Genomic DNA, 14,447 nt, shown 5'->3' with positions numbered 1-14,447 from the left:
GCTGAAATTCTAACCTAAAAAATGGGCCTCTTTCAAGCCCCCTCAAATTTTTTGATCAGTGTTTCACCGCGTCCTGCCCGGGCGTGGACGCACGTGTGGAGGCCGCAGCAATCTGCGCCGCCACCTCTTCGTCGGTCAACGGAACGGGCTGGCGTTCGAGAGCAATCGCCAGCACTTTGTCGATCCATTTCACCGGCACGATCTCCAGACCCTGCTTCACGTTGTCGGGAATGTCGGCGAGGTCCTTGACGTTCTCTTCGGGGATGATCACCGTCTTGATGCCGCCGCGCAAAGCTGCCAGCAACTTCTCTTTCAGGCCGCCGATCGCCGTGACTTCGCCACGCAGGGTGATTTCACCGGTCATCGCCACATCGGCCCGCACCGGGATGCCGGTGATGGACGACACCAGGGCTGTGGTCATGGCCGCGCCCGCGCTCGGGCCGTCCTTGGGCGTGGCGCCATCCGGCACGTGGATGTGGATGTCGCGCTTGTCGAACTGTTCGTCCTTGATGCCCAGCATGCGGGCGCGGCTGCGCACCACGGTGCGTGCGGCCTCGACCGACTCCTTCATCACGTCGCCCAGCGAACCCGTGCGGGTGATGATGCCCTTGCCCGGCATGATCGCGACTTCGATGGTCAGCAGATCGCCACCCACCTCGGTCCAGGCCAGACCGACCACCTGGCCCACCTGGTTCTGTGCCTCGGCACGCCCGTAGCTGTACTTGCGCACGCCCAGGAAATCGTTCAGATTTTCGGCGTCCACCACCACGGTCGGTGTGTACTTCTTGAGCAGCAAACCCTTGACCACCTTGCGGCAGATCTTGGAGAGTTCACGCTCGAGTGAACGCACGCCGGCTTCGCGGGTGTAGTAACGCACGATGTCACGCACCGCCTCTTCCTTCACCTCCAGCTCGCCCTCTTTCAGGCCGTTGTTCTTGAGCTGCTTGGGAAGCAGATAGCGCATTGCAATGTTGGTCTTTTCCTCTTCGGTGTAACCCGAGAGGCGGATCACTTCCATGCGGTCCAGCAGGGCCGGCGGAATGTTCATCGAGTTCGAGGTCGCGACAAACATCACATCGGACAGATCGAAATCGACCTCGACGTAGTGGTCACCGAAGGTGTGGTTCTGTTCCGGGTCCAGCACTTCGAGCAAGGCACTCGACGGATCGCCACGGAAGTCGGTGCCGAGCTTGTCGATCTCGTCGAGCAGGAACAGCGGGTTGCGCGTGCCGACCTTGGAGAGGCTTTGCAGCACCTTGCCGGGCATGGCGCCGATGTAGGTGCGGCGGTGACCACGGATCTCGGCCTCGTCGCGCATGCCGCCCAGGGCCATGCGGACGTACTTGCGCCCGGTGGCCTTGGCCACCGACTGCCCGAGCGAAGTCTTGCCCACACCGGGTGGGCCCACCAGGCACAGGATGGGGGCCTTCACCTTGTCCACGCGCTGTTGCACAGCAAGATACTCAAGGATGCGGTCCTTGACCTTCTCCAGCCCGTAGTGGTCTTCGTTGAGCACCGCCTCGGCGTGCGCGAGGTCGTGCTTGATCTTGGTCTTCTTGCTCCAGGGCAGCGCCACGAGAGCGTCGATGTAGTTGCGCACCACGGTGGCTTCGGCCGACATGGGCGACATCAGCTTGAGCTTCTTGAACTCCGCATCGGCCTTCTTGCGCGCTTCGGCGGGCATCTTGGCGGCCTTGATCTTCTTCTCGATCTCTTCGATGTCTGCGCCCTCTTCGCCTTCACCCAGTTCTTTCTGGATGGCCTTGACCTGTTCGTTCAGGTAGAAGTCGCGCTGGTTCTTTTCCATTTGCCGCTTCACGCGGCCACGGATCTTCTTGTCGACGTTGAGGATGTCGACTTCGCGCTCGAGCTGCTCGAACAGGTTCTCCAGCCGCTTGTTGACAGGGTCGAGGTCGAGCACGACCTGTTTGGATTCGAGCTTGAGCGGCAGGTGCGCGGCGATGGTGTCGGCCAGACGACCCGGATCATCGATGCTGGAGATCGACGTGAGGATCTCGGACGGAATCTTCTTGTTGAGTTTGACGTATTGGTCGAACTGCTGCATGACCGCGCGGCGCAGCGCTTCGAGCTCATTGGACTGTGTGTCCGCACGCTCAACCGCCGGGTCGACCGGGCTCACGCTGGCGATGAAATGGCTCTCACTGTCGCGAATGGCCAGCACCTTGGCGCGCTGCACACCCTCAACCAGCACCTTCACGGTGCCGTCGGGCAGCTTGAGCATCTGCAGGATGGTGGCCACGCAACCCATTTCGAACATGTCGTCGGTGGAGGGCTCGTCCTTGGCGGCGGCCTTTTGCGCGACCAGCATGATGCGGCGCTCGGATTCCATCGCGGACTCGAGGGCCTTGATGCTCTTGGGTCGGCCCACGAACAGCGGGATCACCATGTGCGGGAACACCACCACGTCGCGCAGGGGCAGCAGCGGAAGTTCCACCGGGGAGCTGGGGAGAGGAGTTTGTCCGGACATTTCAACCTCGACTAAAACGGGTAACTGGGGTTGGTGCGGGCGATATCAACCGGACGCATCGCTGGGGCACTGCAGGCGGCGCCCGTCGTCGCAGGCCTGTTCAGGCCTGCTTGGCCGCCTCGCGGTAAACCAGCAGAGGAGGCTTGTTTTCATCGATGGTGGACTCGTCCACCACCACCTTTTCGACGTTGTTCATGCTCGGAAGGTCGAACATGGTGTCGATCAACGCATTTTCCAGAATCGAGCGCAGGCCGCGCGCACCGGTCTTGCGGGCCAGGGCCTTGCGGGCGATGGCCTTGAGTGCGGCTGGACGCACCTCCAGTTCAGCACCTTCCATGGCCAGCAAACGCGAAAACTGTTTGACGACCGCATTCTTGGGTTCAGTCAAGATTTCGACCAGTGCATCCTCGCTGAGTTCCGACAGCGCCGCGATCACAGGCACGCGGCCCACCAGCTCGGGAATCAGGCCGAACTTGATCAGGTCTTCGGGCTCGATTTCCTTGAACGCTTCAGTCAGGCTGCGCTGCTGCTTGCTTTTGACCAGGGCCCCGAAACCGATACCCGAGGCTTCGGTGCGGTTCTCGATGATCTTTTCCAGGCCCGCAAACGCGCCGCCGCAGATGAACAGGATGTTGGTCGTGTCGACCTGCAGGAAGTCCTGGTTGGGGTGCTTGCGACCACCTTGGGGGGGCACCGAGGCCATGGTGCCCTCGATGAGCTTGAGCAGCGCCTGCTGCACGCCCTCGCCCGACACGTCGCGGGTGATCGAGGGGTTGTCGGACTTGCGGGTGATCTTGTCGATTTCGTCGATGTAGACGATGCCCTGTTGAGCACGCTCGACGTCGTAGTTGCAGCTCTGCAGCAACTTGGCAACGATGTTCTCGACGTCTTCGCCCACGTAGCCAGCTTCGGTCAGCGTGGTGGCGTCGGCCATGACGAACGGTACGTTGAGCATGCGCGCCATGGTCTGGGCCAGCAGCGTCTTGCCCGAACCCGTGGGCCCGATCAGCAGGATGTTGCTCTTCGCGAGTTCCACATCGTCCTTGCGGGCGGTTTGCTTGTGGCGCAAGCGTTTGTAGTGGTTGTAGACCGCCACGGCCAGAGCGCGCTTGGCTCCTTGTTGGCCGATCACGTAGTTGTCGAGGTTGGACTTGAGGTCGGCAGGCGTGGGCACGTCGTCGCCCGCGGCCTTGACCGACTCAAGACCCGGCAACTCGTCACGGATGATGTCGTTGCACAGGTCGATGCACTCGTCGCAGATGAACACCGAGGGGCCGGCGATGAGCTTTTTGACCTCGTGCTGGCTCTTACCGCAGAAGGAGCAGTAGAGCGCTTTTTCGCTGGAGGTCGCTTTTTTGTCGGCCATAGAGGGGCGTCTGGTGAATCAGTAAGAACAATGATAGATCAAGCCTTCCGGGCGCCAAACCCGGGAAAAGCACCTTTATGGGCACTGTCTCCCGCTTTTCGCTGCCGCGTTTGGCCTCAGGTCGCGCTCGGGCGCTTTTCGATGACTTTGTCGATCAGGCCGTATTCGGCCGATTCGGCGGCGGACATGTAGTAGTCGCGCTCGGTGTCGCGCGCAATGCGGTCCAGCGGCTGACCGGTGCGTTCGGCCAGGATCTTGTTGAGTTGCTCGCGGGTTTTCAGGATCTCGCGGGCCTGGATCTCGATCTCGGTGGCCTGGCCACGGCTGCCGCCCGAAGGCTGGTGGATCATGATCTTGGAGTTGGGCAGCGAGAAGCGCTTGCCCTTGGTGCCCGCCGCCAGCAGGAAAGCGCCCATGCTGGCCGCAAAACCGCAGCACAACGTGGACACATCGGGCTTGATGAAGTTCATGGTGTCGAAGATTGCCATGCCGGCGCTCACCGAACCACCGGGCGAGTTGATGTAGAACGAAATGTCCTTGTCGGGGTTTTCGCTTTCCAGGAACAACAGCTGCGCCACCACCAGGTTGGCCGAATGGTCGTTGACCTCACCCACCAAAAAGATCACGCGCTCCTTGAGCAGGCGCGAGTAGATGTCGTAAGCACGTTCGCCGCGACCTGAAGTTTCGATCACCATGGGCACCATGCCCAGGCCTTGAATGTCCATTGCGCTCATGCGTTTCTCCATGTGTTGATGCATTGCCGTCTCACTACTGTAACCAACCCACTGTGGCCGTATTCACACAAGGGCGATGGCCCGGGAGCCACCCAAAAGCCACAGTGGATCGCACGTGGGGCTCAAACCGGCAAAAAAAAGGGCGGATCACTCCGCCCTCTGCGTTTCTGCCCCGAGGGCCGATCAGTTCTGTGCCATCAGCTCGTCGAAGCTGACCGCCTTCTCGGAAATCTGGGCCTTGGACAACACGAACTCGGTCACGTTGTTCTCGATCACGATGGCTTCGACTTCGGCCATGCGGCGGTTGTCGCCCTGGTACCAGCGCACCACGTCGGCGGGCTTTTCGTAAGAGGCGGCCAGTTCTTCGATGTGGGTCTTGATCTGCTCTGGCTTGGCGTGCAGTTCGTTGGAACGCACCAGCTCGGCCACCACCAGACCCAGGCGCACTCGGCGCTCGGCTTGCGGGCGGAACAGCTCTTCGGGGATCGGGGCCTTCTCGGCGTCCTTCACACCGCGCTGCTTGAGGTCGGCGCGGGCGCCTTCCACCAGGCGGTCGAGTTCGGACTGCACCACGGATTTCGGCAAGTCCAGCTCGGACACGGCCACCAGCGCGTCCATCACGGACTGCTTGTTGCGGGCCTGCAGGCGGAACTTGACTTCACGCTCCAGATTTTTCTTGATATCGGCGCGCAGGCCGTCAACTGTGCCGTCGGCGATGCCGAGCGACTTGGCCAGGGCTTCGTCCACTTCGGGCAGGTGGGCGGCTTCAAGCTTGTTGACCGTGACCAGGAAATCGGCGGTCTTGCCGGCCACGTCCTTGCCGTGGTAATCCTCGGGGAAGGCCAGCGGGAAAGTCTTGCTCTCGCCCTGCTTCATGCCACGCACGGCGTCCTCGAATTCCTTGAGCATCTGGCCGTCGCCCACGATGAACTGGAACGCTTCGGCCTTGCCGCCCTCGAACGGCTCGCCGTCGATCTTGCCGGCGAAGTCGATGGTGGCGCGGTCGCCGTCCTGAGCGGCCTGGTCCTGTGCGCGTTGCGCGAAGGTGCGGCGCTGCTTGCGCAGGATGTCCAGGGTGCGGTCGATGGCGGCAGCGTCGACGTCGGCCGACACTTTCTCCACGGCGGCGGTGCTCAGGTCACCGATCTTGACTTCGGGGTAGACCTCGAACACGGCGTCAAAGGTCAGCTCACCTTCTGGAGCGCCTTCTTTTTCGGTGATCTTGGGTTGGCCAGCCACGCGCAGTTGTGCTTCGTTGGCGGCGGTGGCGAAAGCCTCACCGACCTTGTCGTTCATCACTTCGTAGTGGACCGAATAACCGTAGCGCTGAGCGACCACGTTCATGGGCACCTTGCCGGGACGGAAACCGTCCATCTTCACATCACGAGCCAGGCGCTTGAGGCGGTTCGCCACCTCGTTCTGGATCACATTGGCCGGCAGCGACAGCGTGATCTTGCGTTCGAGCTTTTCCAGGGTTTCAACGGTCACGGTCATGGTTCTCTCCAAAAGGGTGATGCCCAAAAATTGCGGTTCAGCCAGCCTGCCTGGACGAACCGGGGAATGCATGTGTCTGTGGTGGTGCGCGGGGGGGGACTCGAACCCCCACACCATTGCTGGCGTCAGGACCTAAACCTGGTGCGTCTACCAATTTCGCCACCCGCGCGCCTGGTTGGGGTTTCCGGCTCGGCGCAATTGGGTCTGCGCCACGCCTTGTCCTCCTCACGGCAACCCTCGATTGTAGCCCTTGCCAGCAGGCAGTCCGAACGCCGCTCAGGCGCCCAGGCGGTGGCGCAGCATGCGCACGGCGCTGCCCGGTGTGGTGAGCACCGGCAGGTCCACGGCCCTGTGCACCGCCATTTGCGCGCGTGCCATGCTGAACTGCGCCAATGCAATCACATCGCAGCCCTGGTTGGCGAGCCAGCGAGCGGCCTCGACGACCAGCGCGTCGTGCTCAGCGGTGTCACCGCGGTTGAGAGCATCCAGCGCACCGGCTGCCAGGCGGGTGACCAACGCGGTTCCCGCCGGGAACTCGGGCGGCATCGATTCGAGCGTGGGACCGAACGATGCAATCAGGCCCACGCGCCCTCCGTGGGCGGCTGCGTCAATCACCATGGCTTCGTTGGGCTTGAGCACCGCCATGTGACGCCGGCGCGCCGCTGCTGCCTCGATGCAGGGCCCAAACGCAGAGCAGGTGAACAGGATGCCGTGCGCCCCCGCGCGTTCGGCATAGGCGGACAAGTCCTCGAACCGCTGGTGCATGGCAGCGTCCAGCCCCGCGCCGTTGCGCGCCAGATCGGCCGACAGGCTGTCGTCGAGCAGGTTCATGCGAATCGCTTCGGGCCAACGGCGTTCCAGTTCTTCATTGATGGGCGCCACCGAATGGGCCAATGCGTGGATCAGGGCAATTCGCATGTCAGATCGCATTCCGAATGCGGGCCGCAGGCAGGCGCCGGCCCTGGTTCCACCACACCAGCAGGATCAACAGCAGGGCCGGCAGGTAAAACCAGTGCGGCGTGGGTCGATCGGTGGGCAACTGCACGCCCGTGACATCCCAACCCTGCTCGAAGCCGGACTTGGCCGCGCGCGTGCCGAATTTGACTTGCCCGATCTGCACCGCATCACCCAGGGGCACTAGTTGCAGGCCGGCTTCGGTCAGCCGCTTGCGTCCGTCCTCGCCCTTCTCGCCCAACTGCACCGCCACAGTCTTCACCACATCGTCTCCCTCGATGGTCATGCCCTGGATGATCATCACGACGCGGTCGTCGGTGGCGGTGTCACGAGCGATGTCATAGATCTGAGCCGCCGGCACCTGGCGGTACTGAGGTGTGAGGCGGTCCATGAAGAAGTCGGGGCGAAACAGCAGCACCACCGCCACCGCCAGCAGCGCGGTTTCCCACCAGCGGCTCTTCACGCGGAACCAGTTCATCGTCACGGCCGCGAAGATCAGCGTGGCCAGCGTGCAGGCCACCACCAGGCGAATGAGCTCGCCCCAACCGTGCACGTCGATCAACAGCAGCTGCGGATTGAAGATCCAGATGAAGGGAAGGATCACGGTGCGCAAGGCGTACACCGCGCCCTGGACGCCGGTCTCGATGGCGTCCTCACCCGAAATGGCTGCCGCCGCGAACGTGGCCAATCCCACGGGGGGCGTGATGTCACCCATGATCCCGTAGTAGAAAACGAACAGGTGAACCGCGATCAGCGGAATGATCAGCCCCGATTGCGCGCCCAGTTCCACCACCACCGGGGCCATCAGCGTGGCCACAAGCACGTAGTTGGCCGTGGTCGGCACACCCAGCCCCAGCACCAGGCAGACGAAGGCGATGAAGAGCAGCATCACCATCACGTTGCCTTGCGCCACGAATTCGACGAACTCGGTCATGCGCAGACCCAGGCCGGTGAGCGTGATGGCACCGACGATCACGCCTGCCGTGGCGGTGGCCACGCCAATACCGATCATGTTGCGCGAGCCATCGTTGAAGCCGCCCACCACCGACTGCCAGCCCTGCAGCCAGGTGCCGGCACCACTGGTGCGACGAAAGAGCGCGATCAGCGGGCGCTGGGTGAGCATGAGCACGATCAAGGTCGTGACCGCCCAGAAGGCCGATAGCGATGGCGACATTTCTTCGACCATCAGGCACCAGATCAGCATGGCGATCGGCATCAGGTAGTGCAAGCCGGCGCGCACCGTGGGCCAGGTCTGCAGTGGCTTGGGATCGTCGATGTCGATGTCGTCGGGCAGGTCCGGGCAGCCTGCGGCCTGGTACACCGAGAACAGGTAAAGCGCCAGCACCACCGCCGACACCGCGTAAGGCGCCACAGGGCCCATGACGGCCTTGATGCCCTGGAGCAGGTAGTACACCGCGCCAACCACCGCGATGCTGCCGGCAATGCCGAGGGCATTGCGCAGCACGCGCACCCGCCATGGCCGGGCCACGGTCTGCAGGATGGGCTGCATGCCCATCTTGAGTGCCTCCAGATGCACGATGTAGAGCAGGCCGATGTAAGACAAGGTGGCTGGCAGGAAGGCATGCTTGACGACGTCGGCATACGGGATGCCCACGTACTCGACCATCAGGAAGGCGGCCGCGCCCATCACCGGCGGCATGATCTGGCCGTTGACCGAGCTCATGGTCTCGATCGCGCCGGCCTTCACGCCGCCGTAGCCGGCCTTCTTCATGAGCGGGATGGTGAAGATGCCGCCGGAGACCACGTTGGACACCGACGAGCCGGAAATCATGCCGTTGAGCGCCGAAGACACCACGGCCACCTTGGCCGGGCCGCCGCGCAGGTGGCCCAGTGCCGCGAAGCTGACCTGCATCATGTAGTTGCCACCGCCCGCGCGGTCCAGCAACGCGCCGAACAGCACGTAGACAAAGATGGTGCCGGCCGAGACGCCCAGCGCAATGCCATAGACACCCTCGGTGGTGAGCCACATGTGGGAGATGAGGCGGTTGACCGACGCGCCCTTGTGCGACAGCACCTCGGGCAGGTACGGTCCGAGCAGGCAGTAGGCCAGGAAGACAACCGCCAGCGCTGCCATGGGCCAACCCACCGCGCGGCGCGTGGCCTCCAGCAGCAGCAGAACACCGGCGGACCCGACCACGATGTCCATGGTGTTGGGCTGGCCGGGCCGGGTGGCCAGCTCTGCGTAGAACAGCATGATGTAGGCGCCGCAGAAGGCGGCCACCAGCGCCAGCAGCCAGTCCACCACCGGCACCCGGTTGCGCGGAGAACCCTTGAACGCAGGCCAGGCCAGAAAGGCGAGGAACAGGGCAAAGCCCAGGTGGATCGCGCGGGCCTCGGTGTCGTTGAGGATGCCGAAGCCCAGCGCGAACGGCAAGGGCGATGCGTACCAGTACTGGAACAGGGCCCACAGCATGGCCACGGCGAACACCACGCCGGCTGTGACACCCGTGGGCTTTCGACCACCCGTGTCGCTGTCGGCCACGAGTTGCTGCAAGGCTTCCGGCGCTTTTTCGAGGTCTGTTGTCATGGCATCAGGTCCGCTGGAGAAGGCTAAAAAAATGGCGAAGATCACTTCGCCATGGAGATCACTTCAGGCCCGCCTGCAGGCCCGCGCAGATCACTTCATCCAGCCTTTTTCCTTGTAGTACTTCACCGCACCTTCGTGCAGCGGCGCACTCAAGCCGTCCTTGATCATGTTCTCGGGGTTGAGGTTGGCCAGCGCAGGGTGCAGCTTCTTGAACTCGTCGAAGTTTTCAAACACCGACTTGACCACGGCGTACACGGTGTCGGTCGGCGTCTTGCTGGAGGCCACCACGGTGGCGATGACACCGTAGGTGTTGGTCGGTTGTGGATTGTTCGGGTACAGGCCACCGGGCAGCGTGACCTTGGCGTAGTAGGGCTTGTCGGCCACGAGCTTGTCGATGGCAGGACCGGTGATGGACACCAGCTTGGCGCCGCAGGAGGTGGTCGGATCCTGGATGTTGGCGCTCGGGTGGCCCACTGCGTAATAGAAACCGTCGATCTTGCCGTCACACAGCGCCGGGCCGTGTTCGTCGGCCTTGAGTTCGGAGGCCAGCGAGAAGTCGCCCATTTTCCAGCCCATCGCGCTCAGCAGCTCTTCCATCGACGAGCGTGTGCCTGAACCCGGATTGCCGACGTTGAAGCGCTTGCCTTTGAAGTCCTCGAACTTGGTGATGTTGGCTTCCTTGCGTGCCACCACCGTGAAGGGCTCGGGGTGCACGGCGAAAACGGCTCGCAGGTCGCCGTAGGCTCCTGCGTCCTTGAACTGGCCCACACCTTTGAGGGAGTTGAACTGCACGTCCGACTGGGTGAAGCCCAGGTCCAGTTCACCGGCCTTGATGGTGTTGACGTTGAACACCGAGCCACCCGTGGACTCCACCGAGCAGCGGATGCCGTGCTTGGCGCGATCCTTGTTCACCAGCCGGCAGATGGCACCACCCGCTGCGTAGTACACGCCGGTGACACCGCCGGTGCCGATGGTCATGAATTTCTGTTGCGCCTGGGCCGGTGCCATGGGAACCATGAGGGCCGTCGCAGCGGCCAGTGTGCTCAGACGGAGGGAGATGTTTTTCATGCGGAAGGCTCCTGGAGGTTTCTACGTGGTTGAACAAACTCGGTGCGGACACGAAGGTGTTTGTCGGAAAAAGCAAGCTTCGTGCAGACCCGCCCTCGCGGCGACGGGGTTTACCCCAGATGGGCAGGCAAATGCGTCATGTATCAAGCCCTGCATCAGGCGGCCACCGCCCTGTCGATCGCACCGGCCAGCTGGTCCACGATCTGCTCCAGCTCTTGCGGCGTGCTGATGAAGGGCGGTGCCAGCAACACGTGATCGCCGCAGCGTCCGTCCACCGTGCCACCCATGGGATAGACCATCAGGCCACCGGCCATGGCTTCGCGCTTGATGCGGGCGTGCAGCTTGCGCGCGGGGTCGAACCACTGCTTGTTGCCGCGGTTGGCCACGAGTTCAACGCCCCAGAACAGGCCACGTCCGCGGATGTCGCCAACGTGAGGATGGTCGTCAAATGTCTGGTGCAGCAGGGCCTGCAGTTGCAGCCCGCGCTCGCGCACCTGCGCCAGCAAACCATCGCGCTGAATCACGCGTTGCACGGCGAGCGCGGCAGCACAGGCGATGGCATGACCCAGGTAGGTGTGGCCGTGCTGAAACAATCCACTGCCCTGGCGAAACGCGTCCACCACCCTGCCCTGCGCCAGCACGGCACCGATGGGCTGATAGCCACCGCCCAAGCCCTTGGCGATGGCCATCAGATCAGGCATCACGCCCTCCTGTTCGCAGGCGTGCAAGCTGCCGGTGCGACCCATGCCGCACATCACCTCGTCCAGGATCAGCAGGATGCCGTGGCGGTCGCACAGTTCGCGCACGCCCTTGAAATAACCCGGCACCGGCGTGAGCACGCCCGCCGTGGCGCCGCCCACGGTCTCGGCCACGAAGGCCATGACGTTCTCGCCGCCGAGGCGGTCGATGGCATCGGACAGCTCGGCCACCAGGCGCTGGCCATACTGCTCGGCGGTTTCGTCGTCGCGCCGGTGGCGGTATTCGTAACACGGCGCCACATGGGTCACGTCGATCAACAGCGGCTTGAACTGCTCGCGCCGCCAGGCGTTGCCGCCGACGGCGAGCGCGCCCAGGGTGTTGCCGTGGTAACTCTGATGCCGGGCGATGAAGTGCCGACGCTGTGGTTGACCGATCTCCACGAAATACTGCCGCGCCATCTTCAGTGCTGCTTCCATGGCCTCCGAGCCGCCGCTCACGAAATACACATGGCTCATGCCGGCGGGTGCCGTCTCGATCAACAGGTCGGCCAGTTCCTCGGCCACCTCGGTGGTGAAGAAACTGGTGTGGGCGTAGGCGAGCTTGTCGATCTGCGCGTGCATGGCGGCGATCACGTCCGGATGGCCGTGGCCCAGACAGGAAACCGCTGCACCACCCGAAGCGTCCAGGTAAGAACGGCCAGTCGCGTCGGTGAGCGTGATGCCCCGACCGCTGACCGCGGTGGGCAAGGCGTGACTGAGCTGGCGGTGGAAGACACGGGTACCGGGCAGGCTGGAGGGGGTCATGGAACAGACAGGCAGGATTGAGCAGAAGACCAGTTTAGGCAGCGGCCCCCACTTCGAAAAATGCCTTTTTGGTGCCGACCCATGACTTTGCGGCATGGGTTGTTCTGCTGTGGGCATTTTTCAGAAACCCACCGCGTGTCTACATTCGGGCTCCATGCAAAGCACTTCTCCATCCGTCCGGCAGGTCTGCGTTCTGGGTGCAGGCATCGTCGGCCTGGCCACCGCGTGGCAACTGCTGCGCGACGGCCACACCGTGACCGTGGTCGACAGCGCGCAGGCCGGAACCGGCGCGAGTGCGGCCAATGGCGCACAACTGAGCTATGCCTACGTGCAACCGCTGGCCGACCCCGGCATCTGGCGCCAGTTGCCCAAGCTTCTGCTGGCCAGCGACTCCCCGCTGAAACTGCGGCCGCAGATGGAACCGCAGCAGTGGGCCTGGGGTCTGCGGTTCCTGGCCGCGTGCCGCGCCAGCGTTTCGGCCAGCACCACGAAAGCGTTGCTCACCCTGGCGGCCGAAAGCCGGGCGGGCTTCGAGCGACTGCTCGCCCAGGAAAAGATCGATTGTGATTTTTCAACCACCGGCAAGCTCGTGCTGTATCCCGACGAAGCCGGGTTTACATCGGCGCGACGTCAGATGGAGCTGCAGCGCGCTTTGGGCACCTTGCAGCACGCCCTGTCGCCCACGGAGGCGGTTGCCGTTGAACCCACCCTCGAAGGCTATGCGGCGCGATTTGCAGGCGCGATTCACACCCCGGGCGAGTGCGCGGCGGACTGCTTCAAAGTGTGCCAGGAACTGCAGCGACTGCTGCAGGCGCGCGGCGTGCGATTCGTCTTCGACACCCCGGTCACGCGACTGGTGCGTCGCCATGGACGCATCCACTCGGTCGACACCCCGAACGGCCCGATCGAGGCCGACGCCTTCGTCGTGGCACTGGGTTCGTCCTCCCAAGCCCTCGCCCGGCCCCTGGGGCTGAGCGTGCCGGTGTATCCGCTCAAGGGCTACAGCATCACCGTGCCAGCCACCGACGCGGCGCCCCGGGTGAACGTCACCGATGTGTCGCGCAAGGTGGTCTTTGCCCGCATCGGCGAGCGCCTGCGCGTGGCCGGCATGGCAGAGCTGGTGGGTCACGACAGGACGATCGATCCCGGTCGCATCCAGTCGCTGATGGAGAGCGTGAGCGAGGTCTTTCCGCAGATGGAGCCCGCCACCGAGGTGAGCCCCTGGGCCGGCCTGCGCCCCGCCACCCCCACCGGCCTGCCCGTGCTGGGCCACCTGAGCGGTTCACCCGCGAACCTGTTCTTCAACACCGGTCACGGCGCGCTGGGTTTCACGCTGGCCTTCGGCAGCGCCGAGCGGGTGGTGCGCGAACTCACGGCCTCGTTCAGCCCAGTTGCTGCAGCGCCTGTTGCATGCAGCGCGTGAAGGCGCGCGTGGTGAGCGAATTGGGCCGGGCCGTGGGCCGCAGCATGTGCACCGAGGTGGCGATGGCCGGCTCCAGCGTGAGCACGTCGACCCGTTCGCGATCGGCCGACGCAGCCGTGCAGCCTTCGACCATGGCCACACCCACGCCGTGGTGCGCCAGCGCCAGGGCCACGTGGTAGGTCTGCACGGTCATCACCTCGTTGAGCCCCGCGCCCGCCTCGCGGACAGTGTGGGCCAGCAGCATCCCCAGCGGGTCCTGCCCGTCGAGCGCGATCACAGGCAGTTTTGAAAGCTGGGCCAGTGTGATCGTGCCGGCCTTCACCTGCTTCGCGTTCAAGAGTCCCTTGGGCACCACACACTCCACCCGCCGCTCGGCCAGGCGCTCCTGCGCCAGTGCCGGGTGCGTGACCGCGTTGAACACGTAGCCCACATCGGCCTCCTGCAACACCAGGCTGGAGACGATCTGTGGTGAGTGCAAGGCCTCGTGGTGCACCATCACGGCGGGGTGCTTTTCGCGAAACAGGCGCATGGCGAGCGGAAACACCTCGTAGCTGAGGGCAAGCACGGTGAGCACCCGCAACTCGCCTTTGCCGCGCCCGGCCTTGAGGCTGGCCGAGAGGCGCTGCACGTCATCGAGCTGGGCAAACAGGCGTTCGATGTGCGGGTACAGGGTCTGCGCTTCGACCGTGGGCTTGAGCCTTCCGCCAACGCGCTGGAACAACTGGAACCCCAGCTGCAGCTCGGCGTGCTGCAAGGTACGGCTCACCGCCGGCTGGGTCACATTGATCATGCGGGCAGCGGCACTCACGCTGCCGGTCTGCATGACGGCGTTGAAAACTTCGATGTGTCGTAGTCGCATGGGCCTATTGT

General features: G+C 63.8%; 10 protein-coding genes and 1 tRNA gene. 1 reads left to right on the top strand and 10 read right to left on the bottom strand.

Translation table 11 applies throughout. The features are described 5' to 3' along the window. Positions 1-55 precede the first annotated feature (55 nt). The 9 genes from lon to BSY239_RS06955 form a co-directional block, all read right to left on the bottom strand. A complete protein-coding gene (gene lon, locus BSY239_RS06995; RefSeq protein ID WP_069046212.1) occupies positions 56-2,488 on the bottom strand; it encodes an endopeptidase La in 2,433 nt (810 codons plus the stop codon). A gap of 100 nt (positions 2,489-2,588) precedes the next feature. Further along, positions 2,589-3,854 (bottom strand): ATP-dependent Clp protease ATP-binding subunit ClpX, encoded by a 1,266-nt coding sequence (gene clpX / locus BSY239_RS06990; protein WP_069046211.1) that lies wholly within the window; start codon positions 3,852-3,854, stop codon positions 2,589-2,591. Between the two features lie 116 nt (positions 3,855-3,970). Further along, complete coding sequence (clpP, locus tag BSY239_RS06985; RefSeq protein WP_069048842.1) at positions 3,971-4,588, bottom strand: ATP-dependent Clp endopeptidase proteolytic subunit ClpP; 618 nt, start codon at positions 4,586-4,588, stop codon at positions 3,971-3,973. A gap of 183 nt (positions 4,589-4,771) precedes the next feature. Next, entirely contained in the window at positions 4,772-6,082 is a 1,311-nt protein-coding gene (gene tig, locus BSY239_RS06980; protein WP_069046210.1) for a trigger factor, read from the bottom strand. A gap of 82 nt (positions 6,083-6,164) precedes the next feature. Continuing rightward, positions 6,165-6,251, bottom strand: a tRNA-Leu gene (locus tag BSY239_RS06975). A 107-nt stretch (positions 6,252-6,358) separates the two neighbouring features. Then, positions 6,359-7,000, bottom strand: coding sequence for an aspartate/glutamate racemase family protein (locus tag BSY239_RS06970; protein WP_069046209.1), 642 nt, complete (start codon positions 6,998-7,000; stop codon positions 6,359-6,361). 1 nt (position 7,001) lies between these two features. Beyond that, positions 7,002-9,584 carry a TRAP transporter permease gene (locus BSY239_RS06965; RefSeq protein WP_069046208.1) on the bottom strand — a complete coding sequence of 861 codons (2,583 nt, stop codon included), beginning with the start codon at positions 9,582-9,584 and terminating at the stop codon, positions 7,002-7,004. Positions 9,585-9,674: 90 nt separating this feature from the next. Continuing rightward, complete coding sequence (locus BSY239_RS06960) at positions 9,675-10,652, bottom strand: TAXI family TRAP transporter solute-binding subunit (protein WP_069046207.1); 978 nt, start codon at positions 10,650-10,652, stop codon at positions 9,675-9,677. A 155-nt stretch (positions 10,653-10,807) separates the two neighbouring features. Then, positions 10,808-12,154, bottom strand: a complete 1,347-nt coding sequence (locus tag BSY239_RS06955; RefSeq protein WP_069046206.1) for an aspartate aminotransferase family protein — start codon at positions 12,152-12,154, stop codon at positions 10,808-10,810. Positions 12,155-12,308: 154 nt separating this feature from the next. On the opposite strand from BSY239_RS06955, the gene BSY239_RS06950 reads away from it, so the two are divergent. Next, entirely contained in the window at positions 12,309-13,577 is a 1,269-nt protein-coding gene (locus BSY239_RS06950) for a D-amino acid dehydrogenase (protein WP_069046205.1), read from the top strand. Here the strand turns inward: BSY239_RS06950 and BSY239_RS06945 are convergent. Next, complete coding sequence (locus BSY239_RS06945; RefSeq protein ID WP_069046204.1) at positions 13,537-14,436, bottom strand: LysR family transcriptional regulator; 900 nt, start codon at positions 14,434-14,436, stop codon at positions 13,537-13,539. The two genes, BSY239_RS06950 and BSY239_RS06945, sit on opposite strands and share 41 nt — an antisense overlap. Positions 14,437-14,447 lie beyond the last annotated feature (11 nt).

This window comes from Hydrogenophaga sp. RAC07 (assembly GCF_001713375.1).
GTDB lineage: Bacteria > Pseudomonadota > Gammaproteobacteria > Burkholderiales > Burkholderiaceae_C > Hydrogenophaga.
This window is presented reverse-complemented; position numbering and strand designations above follow the sequence as displayed.

Bases quoted from the DNA above. Each gene is read 5' to 3' on its own strand.
- lon (WP_069046212.1), bottom strand. From the start codon at position 2,488: ATGTCCGGACAAACTCCTCTCCCCAGCTCCCCGGTGGAACTTCCGCTG.
- clpX (WP_069046211.1), bottom strand. From the start codon at position 3,854: ATGGCCGACAAAAAAGCGACCTCCAGCGAAAAAGCGCTCTACTGCTCC.
- clpP (WP_069048842.1), bottom strand. From the start codon at position 4,588: ATGAGCGCAATGGACATTCAAGGCCTGGGCATGGTGCCCATGGTGATC.
- tig (WP_069046210.1), bottom strand. From the start codon at position 6,082: ATGACCGTGACCGTTGAAACCCTGGAAAAGCTCGAACGCAAGATCACG.
- BSY239_RS06970 (WP_069046209.1), bottom strand. From the start codon at position 7,000: ATGCGAATTGCCCTGATCCACGCATTGGCCCATTCGGTGGCGCCCATC.
- BSY239_RS06965 (WP_069046208.1), bottom strand. From the start codon at position 9,584: ATGACAACAGACCTCGAAAAAGCGCCGGAAGCCTTGCAGCAACTCGTG.
- BSY239_RS06960 (WP_069046207.1), bottom strand. From the start codon at position 10,652: ATGAAAAACATCTCCCTCCGTCTGAGCACACTGGCCGCTGCGACGGCC.
- BSY239_RS06955 (WP_069046206.1), bottom strand. From the start codon at position 12,154: ATGACCCCCTCCAGCCTGCCCGGTACCCGTGTCTTCCACCGCCAGCTC.
- BSY239_RS06950 (WP_069046205.1), top strand. From the start codon at position 12,309: ATGCAAAGCACTTCTCCATCCGTCCGGCAGGTCTGCGTTCTGGGTGCA.
- BSY239_RS06945 (WP_069046204.1), bottom strand. From the start codon at position 14,436: ATGCGACTACGACACATCGAAGTTTTCAACGCCGTCATGCAGACCGGC.